Raw genomic sequence first — 15,455 nt, forward strand, 5'->3', positions numbered from 1 at the left:
AAGCATGACGGCCCCTGACAGAAGTCAGGGGCCGTCCTCGGGGCGGTGGTTCAGGACCAGCCGAAGTCCTGGGTCCAGTAGTTCTTGTACTTGCCGACGCCCAGGGACTTGATCTTGCAGTTGAGGATGTTCGCGCGGTGGCCCGGGCTGTTCATCCAGCCCTTCATGACCGCGTTGGCGCTGGGGTAGCCGTAGGCGATGTTCTCGGCCGCGGGGTTCTTGTAACCGGCCCGCCTGATCCGGTCCCAAGGGGAGGAGCCGTCCTTGGAGGTGTGCGAGAAGTACTTCTTCACCGCCATGTCCTTGGAGTGGCGGCGGGCGGCGAGGGCGAGCCTCTTGTTGCCCTTCAGCGGCTTGCAGCCGTTCTTCTTGCGGGCGGCGTTGGTGAGGGCGAGCACCTTCTTCTCGGCCGTCGTCATGGCCGGGACCGCGGCGGCCCTCTGCGCGGAGGAGGCGCTCTCGGTCGAGGCGGAGGCGGGGGCGACGCCGACCCCGGCGATCAGGGCGAACGCGCAGGCGGGGACGAGCAGGAGGGATTTAGGGGTCATACCATCTCCAAGGTAACGAAGTGGTCGCATACTAGTGTGACGTATGCGATGGTTCGCCACCTTTGTTGCAATCCTCGTAGATATTGCTTTGCGTCACCCCCCGGCACGCCGCTTATTCTTGGCGGTTGTGAGTTCCCCTCCTGACCAGCCCGCCGACCTGCGCCAACGCCTGGACGGCCTGATGCCGCGCGACGGCTCCCGCCTGCGCCGCCGCTGGGAGGGCACGCGCAGGATCCGCGACGTCGCCCGCCGCAAGAAGGTCCAGCAGGACCTGCTCCGCCAGGTGGAGCAGGCCGAGCTCAGGCTCGCGAGCCGCGCCGCCTCCGTCCCGAAGATCGGCTATCCCGAGCAGCTCCCGGTCAGCCAGAAGAAGGACGAGATCCTCCAGGCGATCCGCGACCACCAGGTCGTGATCGTCGCGGGCGAGACCGGCTCGGGCAAGACCACCCAGCTGCCCAAGATCTGCCTGGAACTGGGCCGGGGCGTCAGGGGCCTGATCGGCCACACCCAGCCGCGCCGGCTGGCGGCCCGCACCGTCGCCGAGCGCATCGCCGAGGAGCTCGACACCCCCTTCGGCACGACCGTCGGCTACAAGGTCCGCTTCACCGACCACTCCAGCGACGACACCCTCGTCCGGCTGATGACCGACGGCATCCTGCTGGCCGAACTCCAGCACGACCGCCTGCTGGAGGCCTACGACACGCTGATCATCGACGAGGCGCACGAGCGCAGCCTCAACATCGACTTCCTGCTCGGCTACCTCAGGCAGATCCTGCCGCGCCGCCCCGACCTCAAGGTGATCATCACCTCGGCGACCATCGATCCCGAGCGCTTCTCCCGGCACTTCGGCGACGCCCCGATCGTCGAGGTCTCCGGCCGCACGTACCCGGTGGAGGTCCGCTACCGCCCGCTCGAGGAGGAGTCGGACGACCAGACGGACCTCTACGGGGCGATCTGCGACGCCGTGGACGAACTCAGTCTGGAGCCCCCCGGCGACATCCTGGTCTTCCTCTCGGGCGAGCGGGAGATCCGCGACGCCGCCGACGCCCTGGCCAAGAAGCAGTACCGCGACACCGAGGTCCTCCCGCTGTACGCCAGGCTCTCCACGGCCGAGCAGCACAGGGTCTTCCAGGCCCACCGCGGACGCCGGATCGTCCTGGCCACCAACGTCGCCGAGACGTCCCTGACCGTCCCCGGCATCAAGTACGTCATCGACCCGGGCACCGCCCGCATCTCCCGCTACAGCAGCCGCCTGAAGGTCCAGCGCCTGCCGATCGAGCCGGTCTCGCAGGCCAGCGCCAACCAGCGCAAGGGCCGCTGCGGCCGTACGTCCGACGGCATCTGCATCCGCCTCTACGACGAGGACGACTTCCTGTCCCGTCCGGAGTTCACCGACCCGGAGATCCTGCGGACCAACCTGGCGTCCGTCATCCTCCAGATGACCAGCCTGGGCCTGGGCGACGTCGCGAAGTTCCCCTTCATCGACCCGCCGGACCGCCGCAACATCAAGGACGGCGTCGACCTCCTGCACGAGCTGAACGCCCTGGACAAGGAGCACAGGCTCACCGAGATCGGCCGCAAGCTGGCCCGGCTCCCCGTGGACCCGCGCATGGGCCGGATGATCCTCGAGGCGGACAGGAACGGCTGCGTCAACGAGGTCATGGTCATCGCGGCCGCGCTGTCGATCCAGGACCCGCGCGAACGCCCTTCCGACAAGCAGCAGGCCAGCGACGAGAAGCACGCCAGGTTCAAGGACCCCACGAGTGACTTCATGGCCTTCCTCAACCTCTGGAACCATGTCAGGGAGCGCCAGCGCGAGCTGTCGGGCAGCCAGTTCCGCCGCACCATGAAGAACGAGTTCCTGCACTACCTGCGCATCCGCGAATGGCAGGACCTCGTCGGGCAGCTCAAGCAGGTCTGCCGCGACCTGGGCATCACGGTCAACACCGCGCAGGGCGACCCGTACAAGATCCATGTCTCGCTGCTGAGCGGCCTGCTCTCCCACATCGGCCTGTTCGACGCCGAGAAACGCGAATACGTCGGCGCCCGCAACGCCAGGTTCGCGATCTTCCCGGGCTCCGGCCTGTTCAAGAAGAACCCGCGCTGGGTGATGTCCGCCGAACTGGTGGAGACGTCCCGGTTGTGGGCCAGGGTCAACGCCAAGATCGAGCCGGACTGGGTGGAGCCGCTGGCCCAGCACCTGGTGAAGCGCACCTACAGCGAGCCGCACTGGGAGAAGGACCAGGCCGCGGTCATGGCGCTGGAGAAGGTCACCCTCTACGGCGTCCCGATCGTCACCAACCGCAAGGTCAACTACGGCCGCATCGACCCCGAGCTGTGCCGCGACCTCTTCATCCGGCACGCCCTGGTGGAGGGCGACTGGCAGACCCACCACAAGTTCTTCCACGCCAACCGCAGGCTCCTGGAGGAGGTCGGCGAGCTGGAGGAGCGGGCCCGCCGCCGCGACATCGTGGTGGACGACGAGACCCTCGTCGACTTCTACGACCAGCGGCTCCCCGAGGACGTCGTCTCGGGCGCGCACTTCGACACCTGGTGGAAGAAGACCCAGCGCACCGAGCCGGACCTGCTGAACTTCGAGAAGTCCATGCTGGTCCACGAGACCGCCAAGGAGGTGACGGAGGAGGACTATCCCGACGCCTGGCGGCAGGACGAGCTCGTCTTCAAGCTCACCTACCAGTTCGAGCCCGGAGCGGACGCCGACGGCGTCACCGTCCACATCCCGCTGCACGTCCTCAACCAGGTGAGCGAGGAGGGCTTCGACTGGATGGTCCCCGGACTGCGCCACGAGCTGGTCACCGCGCTGATCCGGTCGCTGCCCAAGCAGCTGAGGGTGAACTTCGTGCCGGCCCCCGACTTCGCCCGCCGGGTCCTGGAGCGCGTCAAGCCCCATGAGGGGGCCCTGCTGGACCGGGTCGAGGAGGAGCTGAAGGCGCTCACCGGCGTCACGGTGCCGCGCGAGGCCTGGCAGCCCGGCCAGATCCCCGACCACCTGCGCATGACCTTCCGGATCATCGACAAACGCCGCAAGCGGCTGGCCGAGGGCAAGGACCTCGCTGAGCTCAAGCGCAGGCTCGCCCCCAAGCAGCGGGCCACCCTGGCCGAGTCCACCGGCATCGAGCGTCAGGGCCTGACCGGCTGGGACTTCGACAGCCTGCCCAGGCTGCACGAGCGGGGCAGGCTCAAGGCCTACCCCGCCCTGGTCGACCAGGGCGACAGCGTGGCGATCCGGACGTTCGGCACCGAGGAGGAGCAGCGCCACGCGATGTGGCTCGGCGTCCGTCGCATGATCCTCCTCAACGCCCCGTCGCCGATGAAAGCCCTGCAGAACGGGCTGGGCAACCAGGCCAAGCTCACCCTCGCGCACAGCCCGCACGGCAGCGTCCAGAAGCTGTTCACCGACATCATCGAGGCCGCCGCCGACAAGCTCATGGCCGACCACGGCGGCCCCACGTGGGACCAGGAGGCCTACCGGCGGCTCTACGACGCCGTCCGGGCCGACCTGGCCGACACCGCGGCGCAGCTCCTCGGCTGGACCGAGCGCGTCCTCGCCGCCTACCAGGCGATCCAGCGCAAGCTGAAGAGCACCGGCAGCCTGGTGCTCGTGCCCTCCCTCACCGACGTCCGGGGCCAGCTGGACGAGCTCGTCCATCCCGGCTTCGTGACCGGGACGGGTTTCGCCCGGCTGCCGGACGTCCTGCGCTATCTGCGGGCCATCGAGCACCGGCTGGACCGGCTTCCCGAGAACCCCAACCGGGACCGGCAGCTGATGGCGCAGGTCGCCGCGGTCCGCCAGGAGTGGGAGCGGGCGGGCCGGCCCGCCGGGGTCCGCTGGATGATCGAGGAGTACCGGGTGAGCCTGTTCGCCCAGTCCCTGGGGACGCGTTACCCCGTTTCCGACAAACGGATCAGGAAAGCGATTACCGAGGCTCCCCACCGGATATGAGTCAGTCATGTCGGGGGAGCTGTCGCTGGTCGAGGCGGCCCGGGCGGGCAAGCTCGACCGGGTGAACACCCTGCTCGCCGAGGGCGCCGAGGTCGACGGCCCCGACGAGGGGGGCACCACCGCCCTGTACGCGGCGTCGGTGGCGGGCCAGACCGAGGTGGTCAGGGCCCTGCTGGAAGCGGGAGCCGACCCGGACCGGCCCAGCCTCGGCGACAGCGACGGCCTGCCCCTGTGCGGCGCGGCCTGCTGGGGGCACGAGGAGACGGTCACCGCGCTGCTGGAAGGCGGAGCCGACGCCGACAGGACGGAGCCGAGGGGCTGGACCGCGCTGAAGTGGGCGGCCTCCGGGGGCCACACCGGCACCGTCGCCCGGCTGCTGGAGGCAGGCGCCGACCCGAACCTCGCGGTCCGCACCCCTCCGCTCTACCTGGCCGCGAGCCGCGGCGCGGTGGGCGTCGTCCGGCTGCTGCTGAGCCGCGGCGCCGACCCCGTGGGAGCCACCGAGGAGGGCGAGACCGCCCTGGAGGCGGCCCTGCGCTGGGCCGGGGTGGACATCGAGGCCGAACTTCGCGCCCAGAAGAAGGAGGTCTACTCCGAGCCAGGTTACGAGGTCGTCGTCACCCGGCGGGAGGAGGACGACGGCACCGAGCTGATCACCGCGCTGGCCGGGCGGGGCGGCGAGTTCGACGTCACCGGGAGCGAGCTGCAGACGGGGCACGGTGCGATCGCCACCCTCCTGGAGCGGACGCTGGGCATCCCCACCCCCATAGAGGAGCTGGTGGCGCGGGCCATGGAGTTCCGCTACCTGCGCCCCACCGCGGCCGACGTCCGCCGCCACGTCACCGAGCGTCCCGCCTGGGAGGAGACGGTGTGGACGCTGGCGGAACGGGACGACGAGGACAGCGTGCGGGAGGTCATCGACCTCACCGAGCACCCCGATCCGCTGTACCGCACGCTGGGAGTGGACGTCCTGGCCCGGCTGAGCCCGCACTTTCGCACCCTGCCCAGGCTGCGCCGCATGGCCCGCCAGGAGGAGGACCCGATCCTGCTGCGCTCGCTGGTGCGGGCGCTCAGCGACCACGGCGACGCCGCCGCGCTGCCGGAGCTGCTCAGGCACTCGCGCCATCCCGACGACCGGGTCCGCAACGCGGTGGCGCGGGCGCTGGTGAAGGTGCTGCCGCCGGAGCATCCGATGGACGTCGGCGAGCTGATCAGGCTCACCGGCGACGAGCACGAGTACGTTCGGGACTGGGCGACGATGTCGCTGGGCCTCATGGACGCCGACACCGAGGACCTGCGCGACGCGCTGGCGGGCCGCATGGACGACCCGTCCCCGGTCGTGATCGCCGAGGCGGTGCGGGGACTGGCCGAACGGGGGGACCGGCGTGCGGTCCCGGGCATCCGGCGCCTCCTCACCGACCCGACGCTGGAGAACTACCCCCTGGACGTGGCGCTGGAGGCGGTCGTCCGGCTCGGCGACCCGGCGTTGCGCCGGGACGTCCTGGCCTGCCGCCCGCTCGCCGAGTCCCACGGGCTGCACACCGAGTGGCAGCAGGCCCTGCATTCCACATCAGGCGGGTGAAACCGGGAGATTCGTGTCCCGAGAAATGTGTCATGCCATACATATGCTGTTACTGGACATGCCGTTATATAGGCGTGGGAGCGCGCTATCTTGCTCTCGGAGTCGATCGATCTTTCGAGGGTGCGGCATGGGCGGTCACGCGGACGACCGGCGTGACGCTGCCCGCCTCATCGGCCGCCGCGACGCCCTGCGCGAGATCTCGATGTCCCTCGACAACGACGGGTTCGCCTGCGTGGCCATGGTCGGCGAACCCGGAGCCGGCAAGACGAGGCTGCTGGCGGAGCTGGTGGACGCGGCGCGGGACGCCGGCTACCTCACGCTCACCGGCCGGGCCGCGGAGTTCGAGGAGGACATGCCGTTCGGGGCGATGATCGACGCCCTGGACGATCATCTGGAGACCCGCGACGACCTGCCATCGCGGCTGGGCGAGCCCGTCCTGCGGCAGCTGGCCTCGGTGTTCCCCGCGCTGGAGGACGTCGTCGCCGAGGGCCCGGCCCTGGGCAGCGGCGCCAGCGCCCGCTACCGGCTCTACCGCGCGGTCCGCCAGCTGCTGGGGGAGCTGGCCGGGGACTCGGGTCTGGTCCTGGTCGTCGACGACGTCCACTGGGCCGACGACGCCTCGGTCGAGCTGCTCGACCACCTCATCCGGCATCCGCCGCGGGCCCGGTTCGTCATCGCGCTGGCCTACCGCCCGGCGCAGCTCTCGCCGCGGATGTCCGCGCTGGTCTCCGGCACCGGGGTGCGCCGGGTGCAGGTGACGCCCTTCACCGCCGAGGAGGTCGCCGAGTTCCTCGGCGACCGGGTCGACCCCGAGCGGCGGGTCCGGCTGCACGAGATGAGCGGCGGCAACCCCTTCTACCTCGACGCCCTGGCCCGGATGGAGACGCTGCCCGCCGACGGCGAGTACCCGCACGACGATCTGCCGCCGCTGGTCGGCGCCGCGCTCCAGGCCGAGCTCGGCCGGCTGAGCGACCAGGCCAGGCGGGTGGCGCAGGGCGCGGCGGTCGCCGCCGACGAGTTCGACGCGCTGCTGGCCGCCGCCGCGGCCGGGACGGACAGTCCCACCGCGCTGCGGGCGCTGGACGAGCTCGTCCAGCGCGATGTCGTACGCCCTTCGGCGCACGGCAGGTTCCGGTTCCGCCATCCGCTGGTGCGCAGCGCCGCCTACGGTTCGGCGGCGGCGGGCTGGCGGCTGGGCGCGCACGCCAGGGTCGCCGCCCACCTGAGCGCGGTGGGAGCGCCCGCCACGGTCCGCGTCCACCACGTGGAGCGGGCGGCGGGGCTCGGCGACGAGTCGGCGATCACCACCCTGATCGAGGCGGCGCGGACCGAGGCGGTGCGCGCCCCCGCGGCCGCCGCCCAGTGGCTGGGCACCGCGCTGCGGCTCATCCCCGGGGACACCGCGCCCGGCGGCGCGTCCCGGGCCGACCTGCTGCTGGAGCTGGCCCGCGCCCAGACCGTCAGCGGCCACCTGGTCGAGGGCAGGGAGAGCGCGCAGGAGGTGCTGCGGCTGCTGCCGCGCACCGACTACGCCAGGCGGGCCTTCGCCGCCCGCTTCTGCGCCCTCGTCGAACGGCTGTTGGACCGCTCCTCCCAGGGCAGGGCGCTGCTGCTGGCCGAGCTGCGGGAGCTGCCGGACCCGCAGGCGGCCACCGCGGTGCCGCTGCGGATGAGGCTGGTCGCCGAGAGCCTGATGCGCGGCGACCGCAGGGCCTCCCGGGCCGTCCTGGACTTCATGCCGGAGACCACCGAGCAGCGCCGCCGCGACAACCCCGGCATGACCACGGGGATCGCGGCGCTGCGCCCCATGGCGGCCTACATCGCCGGAGAGGTCGACGAGGCGCTGTCCCTGCTGGAGGCGGCGACCGAGCTGATGGACGGGGTGCCGGACGCCGACCTGGTGGAGTGGATGGACACCGTGGCCTGGCTGTGCTGGGCGGAGTTGTGGCTGGGCCGGCCCGAGCACGCCCAGGACAGGTTCGAGCGGGCCGTGGCCATCACCCGCGCCACCGGGCAGAGCTTCATCGTCACCAACCTGCTGGCGGGGCTCGCCCGCACCCTGGCGGTGCGCGGCAGGCTCGGCGAGGCGGCGCTGGCCGCCGAGGAGTCGGCCGAGATCGCCCGGCTGCTGCACTCCGGGCACGCCAAGGTCGTCGCGCTGGCCCAGCAGAGCCTGGTCGCCTGCTGGGCGGGGGAGGGCGAGCAGGCCGTCCGGCTGGCCGCCGAGGCCAGGAGCGCGGGCGGCGTGGAGCGCGAATGGCCGCGGGTGCAGGCCAGGTTCGCCCACCTGATGGCGCAGCTGGGCTGCGGACGGACGGAGGAGGCCCTCCGCGACGCCCAGGAGCTGTGGAACGGCAGCGAGTTCTCCCTGCTCGACCAGGCCAGCCTGCTGCGGTGCGCCGAGGCGATGGCGGCGGCGGAGTCCGCGCGCGGCAGGTCCGAGGAGGCGGAGTTGTGGGCCGAGCGCGCCGAGGAGCAGGCCCACCCCCAGCTCGACGGCAACCTCGGGCTCGCCGCGCTGGCCCGCGCCCGCCTGCTGAAGATCGGCGATCCGGCCGCGGCGGCGAAGCTGGCGGCCGAGGCGGCCTCGCTGCTGGCCGGGGCGGGCCAGCGGCTGGACGAGGGCAGGGCCAGACTGGCGGCCGGAAGCGCGGCACTGGACGCCGGGGACCGGATGTGGGCACGCGAGCAGCTCGCGGCGGCCGCCGAGATCCTCTCCGCGGCGGGCGCGCGGGGACTGCTCGCGCAGACCGTGCGGGAGCAGCGCAGGGCCGGGGAGCGGGTGCCCGCGCCGGGCGGCAGGGGCGGCGGCCCGTCCCGGCTGTCCCGCCGGGAGCTGGAGGTGGCCCGGCTGGTCGCCGAGGACCTCGGCAACCAGCAGATCGCCGACCGCCTCGTCATCAGCGTCCGCACCGTGGAGACGCACCTGTCCAACATCTTCACCAAGCTCGGCGTCGCCTCCCGGGTGGGCGTCGTGGCCGCGATCCACGAGCTCGGCGGCATACGGGACGGCGAAGAGGACGGGCACGGAACCGGAAGGACGTCTCCGGACTCCTAGAAGAGGACGGTCTGAAGATCAGGGTTCACCCCGATGCCCGGGCCGGAGCGGCTCCCCGATAGTCGGAGCGCGACAGGACTCCGGGAAGAGACCACGAGGAGGGGACAGCCGCATGGGCGGACGTATCGCCAGGTTCACCACCGAGGGTGTGCCCGACGCCGAGGTCACCGAGTACCCGGTGACCACCGGGGACGGCCTGGGCCTCAAGCTCTCCCGGTTCCACCGGGCCGACTGCGACGACGTGGTGCTGCTGCTGCACGGGCTGCCGGCCTCCACCGACATGTTCATCATGCCCGAGCACACCAACCTGGTGTCCTACCTGCTGGACAGCGGGTTCACCGACGTGTGGTCGCTGGACTTCCGGATGAGCAACCGCCTGCCCTACGGCACCGAGACCAACCGGCACACGCTGGACGACATCGCGCTGTACGACCATCCGGCGGGGCTCGCCGAACTGCGCCGCCGGGTGGGAGAGGGCAAGCGCGTCCACGTCGTGGCGCAATGTCTGGGCGCGGTGTCGTTCTCGATGAGCATGGCCGCCGGCCTCACCGGAGACATCGCCAGCTTCACCTCCAACAGCGTCGCCCTGGTGACGAGGGTGCCCGCCTGGTCCCGGTTCAAGCTGCGGTTCGGCGTGGGGCTCACCGAGTACGCCTGGGGCCTTTCGGTCCTGGACTCCCGCTACGGCGAGGCCTCCCCGCTGACCAGGGGCGGCGCGTTCTCCCGGCTGGTGTCGCTGTTCCACCCCGAGTGCGGCGAGCGGGCCTGCCACATGATCAGTTTCATGTGGGGTTCGGGCAGGCCGGGGCTGTGGCGGCACGAGAACCTCGACCCGGAGACCCACCGCAGGGTCGCCGACCTCTTCGGAGCCACCGGCCTGCACTACTACCGGCACATGCACCGGATGGTCGAGGCCGGTCACGCCGTCACCTACGACGACGAGCACCCCGAGCTGCCGCGGGACTACCTGGAGGCGGCCGCCAAGATCTCGACGCCGATGCTGTTCCTGACCGGCGACCACAACCGCGTCTTCGAGGACTCCAACATCGTCTGCCACCGGGAGCTGGACAAGGCCGCCCCCGGCCTGCACGAGCTCGTCATCCTGCCCGGCTACGGGCATGTGGACCCGTTCATCGGCAAGAACGTGCACGTGGACGTGTTCCCGCACATCCTGCGGCACCTGCGCAGGAACGCGAGCTGACCCGTCCTCTACGGGTCTCCCGCGGCACCTACGGGTCGGAATCAGTGTTGACCACGATGCCCTGCCCGGGCGGATGAGGGAGTGTTCCAGTGACGTGGGGAGGAGATCACATGGCAACGGGAACCCGGCGCGCGGCCTTCGAAGGAGTGGCCGACGTGGTGGTCTCGGAACGTCTCTTCGCCACCGCCGACGGCCTGGGCCTCAGCCTGACCCGCTTCCACCGGGCGGACTGCGACGACGTGGTGCTGCTCGTCCACGGGCTCGCCGGTTCCCGGGAGATGTTCACGAGGCCGGGCCACACCAACCTGGTGTCCCATCTGCTGGACAGCGGGTTCACCGACGTGTGGACGCTGGACCACCGGATGAGCAGCCGCCTGCCCTACAACACCGAAGGCCACCGCTTCACCCTCGACGACGTGGCGGCCTACGACCATCCGGCGGCGCTGGACTGCCTGCGCGAGGCGGTGGGCGACCGCAGGGTGCACGTGATCGCCCACTGCCTCGGCTCGGTCACCTTCCTCACCTCGCTCTTCGCCGGGCTGGTGGACCAGGTGGCCACGGTGGTGTCCAACAGCGTCTCCCTGAATCCCCGGCTGTCCCGCAGGGCCCTGGCCCGGCTGCGGTTCAGTCCCGGACTCGCCCCGCAGATCATGGGCATGGCCGGGTCCTCCCCGAATCCGGCGAGGGCCGGCGGTACGGGCGGGAGCGGCTACGGGCGGCACATTCGCCGGATGGCCTCCGCGGAACGGGTCGTGAAGTGGGACGAGGAGGACCCCCGGCTGCCGGACGGACTCACCGGCCTCACCGCCGTGCGGACGCCGATCCTCTTCCTCGCGGGCTCGGAGAACAGGGTGTTCACCGACTCCAACATCGTCACCTACCGGGAGCTGGAACAGGCTGTGCCCGGACGCCACGGGCTGCGGATCCTCCCCGGATACGGGCACGCCGATCCGTTCATCGGACGGAACGCCCACGCGGAGGTGTTCCCGCACATCGTCGATTTCCTGAACGAGAAAGCCGTCTGAGGGCCTTGAAGACCATGGAGAACGTGGACGCGGTGATCGTCGGTTCCGGGTTCGGCGGCGCCGTGGCCGCCTACCGGCTCGCCGACGCGGGACTGTCCACGGTCGTGCTGGAACGGGGACGTTCCTATGCGCCGGGACAGTTCCCCCGCTCGCCGGCGGAGATGGCGAAGGCCTTCTGGGATCCGTCCGAGAACCTGTACGGGCTGTTCGACGTCTGGCGTTTCAAGGGCTACGACTCGGTCGTCTCGTCAGGGCTCGGGGGCGGCTCCCTCATCTACGCCAACGTCCTGCTGCGTAAGGACGAGAAGTGGTTCGTCCACGAGCAGGCCCTGCCGGAGGGGGGATATGAGCACTGGCCGGTGACCAGGACGGACCTCGAACCGCACTACGAGGCCGCCGAGCGGATGATCGGCGTCCAGTGCTACCCGACCGAGCACGAGCCGTACTCCCGGACCGGCAAGACGCAGGCGATGCAGGACGCGGCGGCCCAGCTGGGGCTCGAATGGTTCCGTCCGCCGCTCGCCATCAGCTTCGGCACGCATACAGGGGCCGTGCCGAGGCCGCGTGAGCCGCTCGCGGAACAGCCGTACCCCAACCTGCACGGGGTGCTGCGCACCACGTGCAGGCTGTGCGGGGAGTGCGACATCGGCTGCAACGACGGGGCCAAGAACAGCCTGGACCACACGTACCTGTCGGCCGCGGCCCACCGGGGGGCGGACCTGCGGACGCTGACGGAGGTCAAGGGCATCAGGCTCCGGGACGGCGGAGGCTACCTGGTCGACCATGTCCGGCACGACCGGGAGACGGGCCGCAGGGAGGAGGGGACGATCGGCTGCACCAGGCTGATCATGGCCGCCGGGACGTACGGGACGACCCGGCTCCTGCTGAGCTCACGGCTGCCGGGCATGAGCCGTGCGCTCGGCACCCGCTTCTCCGGCAACGGCGACCTGCTGACGTTCCTGTTCAACACCAAGGACCGGGACAGCCTGCGGCCGCTGGACCCCGGCGGGGCCCCCGTCATCACCAGTGGGATCCGCCTCCCCGACGAGCTGGACGGCGGGTGGGGCCGCGGCGCCTACATCGAGGACGGCGGGTATCCGGCGTTCGTCGACTGGATGCTCCAGGGCCTGGACGTCCCGGGGCAGATCACCCGGGCCGCGGAGTTCCTCTGGGAGAGGGTCATGCAGTTCCTCTCCGGTTCGCCCGACACCAACCTGTCGGCCGAGCTGGCGGAGCTCGCCGGAGGCTCCCGCGCGGTCGGCGCGCTGCCGCTGCTGGGCATGGGCCGCGACATCCCGGACGGGGTGCTTGCCCTGGACGGGAAGGGCCGGCTCACCGCGGACTGGACGGTCGAGACCAGCCGCGCCTACTTCGACCGGCTGCGCACCACCATGCAGCGCATCGGCGACGTCCTCGGCGCGGACTACGAGGACAACCCCCTGTGGCTGCGCGAACGCGTCATCAGCGTTCACCCGCTCGGGGGAGCGCCCATGGGAAGGCACGCGGAGGAGGGCGTCTGCGACGGGTTCGGAGAGGTCTTCGGGCTGCCCGGTCTGTACGTCGCCGACGGCGCGGCGCTGCCCGGTCCGGTCGGCGCGAACCCGGCGCTGACCATCGCGGCGCTCTCCGAGAGGATGTGCAGGCAGATGATCCACGGGGATCTGGGCCCGGGGGCCGGGGCGGTCGGAGGATCCGCCCCGACGAAAGGGGCGGTGGACGGCGGCGGACGTGTGCAGGACAGCACGTCGCTGTCGTTCACCGAGGAGATGAAGGGCCGGTACGTCGCGGGGGCGCACGATCCGTTCACGGACGAGCGCGGGGAGCGGCTGGCGTTCCGGCTCACCATCACGGTCGACGACGTCGACCGGTTCCTGGCGGACCCGGGTCGGTGGGCCGGGACCGAGGGCTGGATCGACTGGCCCGGCGGGGGCGGGCGCCGCAGGGTCGAACGGGGCCGGTTCCACCTGTTCGTGCCGGACGACGACGGCACGGGCCGCAAGGAGATGCGCTACCGGCTGCACTTCACCGACGTGCGGGGAGAGCCGCGCACGCTCGCGGGCTGGAAGCATCTCTGCGAGGGGCCGCCCACCCATGTCTGGCCCGACACGGCGACGCTGTACTACCGGATCCACGCGGGGCATCTCCATGAGGACGACCCGCACGACGGGACGGCGCTGGGGGCGGGCACCCTGCACATCCGCCTGGCCGACTTCCTCGAGCAGCTGACCACCTTCCGTACCGAGGGGCCCGGCGGGCTGAAGGCGCTGCACCGGTTCGGGACGTTCTTTCTCGGCGAGCTGTGGGAGGTGTACGGGCCGGACGGGTGCCGGACCGTCTCCTGATCAAGGGTTTTGGTCGGGGGGAGGCCCGTCGTCCGCCGGGCCGTGCAGGTGGCGCTGGATGTGCACGCGGGCCTGCGGGGTGCGGACGAATGCGAGCCAGTCGGGGCTGGGCGCGGCTTCCGGGTCGGTGAGGATCTCCACCACGTTGCCGACCTTGACTTCGGCCGACAGGGGCACGAGTCGTCCGTTGATCAGAGCGCCGATGCTGTGCGCTCCGAGTTCGGGGTCCAGCGCGTAGGCGTAGTCGAGCGCGGTGGCCCGCCGGGGCAGTGAGACGATCGCGCCTCGGGGGGTGAAGCAGACGATGTTCCCGCCCGCGAGGTCGGTGCGGAGGCCTTCCAGGAATTCCGCGGAGGGGGCGCCGGACTGCCAGGCCAGCAGCCGGGCGAGCCAGACGAGGTCCAGCCGCCCGGAGACGGGCTCGGCGGCCCTGCCGTTCCGGGCTTGCCGGACGTGGGCCACGATCCCGTATTCGGCGACCTCGTGCATCTCCCGGGTGCGGATGATGACGTCCAGGAAGTCGCCTTCCGGGCCGATGACGACGGTGTGCAGGGAACGGTAGAGGTTGAACCGGGGGATCGCGATGTGGTCCTTGACCCGCCCGGTGACGGGGTGCAGCGCGGAGTGCACCGCGCCCAGGGCGATGTAGCAGTTCTGGGGCGGGCCCTCGACCAGGACCAGCAGCCGTGTCGCGTCGCTGGGGCGCAGTCCTCTGAGGTTTCCCTCCCGGCTCCTGTGCACGCTGTGGAGGTGGCGGGGCCGGATCTGGACCTCGGCGCAGACCCGGTGTTCGGCCAGAGCGGTGCGCAGCAGCGAGGCGACCGGGCCCAGGGCCGGGCCCGCTCTGGCCAGTTCGCGGTGGACCGCCTGCCGGGTGGCGGTGTGGGCGTCGGGGTCGAGGGTGGCGAACGCCAGGTCGTCCATGTCGCGTTTGAGGGCGTGGATGCCGAGGCGTTCGGTGAACGGGACGAACAGTTCCAGGGTGGCGCGGGCGATGCGTTCGCGTTTGTGCGGTGGCTGGGCGCCGAGGGTGCGCAGGTTGTGCAGCCGGTCGGCCAGCTTGACGACCAGTACCCGCAGGTCGGCCGCGGCGGCCAGCACGATCTTGCGGAAGGTCTCGGCCTCGGCCTGCTCCTTGCTCCAGCGCTCGCCGTCGAGCTTGGTCACTCCGTCGACGAGCAGCGCCACCTCGTCTCCGAAGTCGGCCCGCACCTCCTCGAGGGTGTAGGGGGTGTCCTCGACGGTGTCGTGCAGCAGGGCCGCGACCAGGCAGGTGCGGTCCAGGCCGAGCTGGGCCAGGATCAGCGCGACGGCCAGCGGGTGGGTGATGTAGGGGTTGCCGGACTTGCGGAGCTGCCCTCGGTGCATGCGCTCGGCCACCGCGTAGGCCCGCCGCAGTTCGGCGATGTCGGGGCCGTCGGCCTGGGGGTGGGTGGCGCGGAACGCGGCGATCAGCGGTTCCGCGGCGGACTGGACGGGCTCACGGGGCGTGCGGGAGAACACCGGCCCGACGGGAAGGCGCAGGCGGGACGGCCGCCGGCCGGAGGCGGGCCGCCCCGAGGAGACGTCTGGCTCGGTGAGCGCCATCGTGACCGCCTGACATCCATGTGGCTACGTTCTGTAGTCGCCATTATGCGCCAGTGCCCGCGTCCGCGGTAGTGGCGTCGGATGCTCCGGTCCTCGGGCCAGAAGCCGAAAAAATCGGTTACTCAGGGTGAGGTGGGGGCGATTTAAC

Annotated in this window: 8 protein-coding genes; 6 read left to right on the plus strand and 2 right to left on the minus strand. The window is 71.3% G+C overall.

Annotation, left to right across the window (positions count from 1 at the left end):
* Positions 1-50: 50 nt before the first annotated feature.
* On the minus strand, positions 51-548 hold the full coding sequence (locus tag ABGB12_RS14380) for a CAP domain-containing protein (protein WP_347677935.1): 498 nt from the start codon (positions 546-548) through the stop codon (positions 51-53).
* Between the two features lie 127 nt (positions 549-675).
* Between ABGB12_RS14380 and hrpA the strand changes: the two genes are divergently transcribed.
* From hrpA to ABGB12_RS14410, 6 genes are all read left to right on the plus strand, one after another.
* Positions 676-4,512, plus strand: a complete 3,837-nt coding sequence (gene hrpA, locus ABGB12_RS14385) for an ATP-dependent RNA helicase HrpA (RefSeq protein WP_347677936.1) — start codon at positions 676-678, stop codon at positions 4,510-4,512.
* A 7-nt stretch (positions 4,513-4,519) separates the two neighbouring features.
* The gene (locus ABGB12_RS14390) at positions 4,520-6,094 is read left to right on the plus strand and encodes an ankyrin repeat domain-containing protein (protein WP_347677938.1); all 1,575 of its coding nucleotides are present in this window, start codon (positions 4,520-4,522) and stop codon (positions 6,092-6,094) included.
* Positions 6,095-6,221: 127 nt separating this feature from the next.
* On the plus strand, positions 6,222-9,152 hold the full coding sequence (locus ABGB12_RS14395) for an AAA family ATPase (protein ID WP_347677940.1): 2,931 nt from the start codon (positions 6,222-6,224) through the stop codon (positions 9,150-9,152).
* A 112-nt stretch (positions 9,153-9,264) separates the two neighbouring features.
* Positions 9,265-10,353, plus strand: coding sequence for an alpha/beta hydrolase (locus ABGB12_RS14400; RefSeq protein ID WP_347677942.1), 1,089 nt, complete (start codon positions 9,265-9,267; stop codon positions 10,351-10,353).
* A gap of 110 nt (positions 10,354-10,463) precedes the next feature.
* Positions 10,464-11,378 (plus strand): alpha/beta fold hydrolase, encoded by a 915-nt coding sequence (locus ABGB12_RS14405; RefSeq protein ID WP_347677944.1) that lies wholly within the window; start codon positions 10,464-10,466, stop codon positions 11,376-11,378.
* A gap of 14 nt (positions 11,379-11,392) precedes the next feature.
* Complete coding sequence (locus ABGB12_RS14410) at positions 11,393-13,720, plus strand: GMC family oxidoreductase (RefSeq protein ID WP_347679171.1); 2,328 nt, start codon at positions 11,393-11,395, stop codon at positions 13,718-13,720.
* Here the strand turns inward: ABGB12_RS14410 and ABGB12_RS14415 are convergent, their stop codons facing one another.
* A complete protein-coding gene (locus ABGB12_RS14415) occupies positions 13,721-15,307 on the minus strand; it encodes an HD domain-containing protein (RefSeq protein ID WP_347677946.1) in 1,587 nt (528 codons plus the stop codon). It abuts the gene before it with no gap.
* Between the last annotated feature and the right edge of the window lie 148 nt (positions 15,308-15,455).

It is taken from the genome of Actinocorallia sp. B10E7 (assembly GCF_039871655.1).
GTDB lineage: Bacteria > Actinomycetota > Actinomycetes > Streptosporangiales > Streptosporangiaceae > Actinocorallia.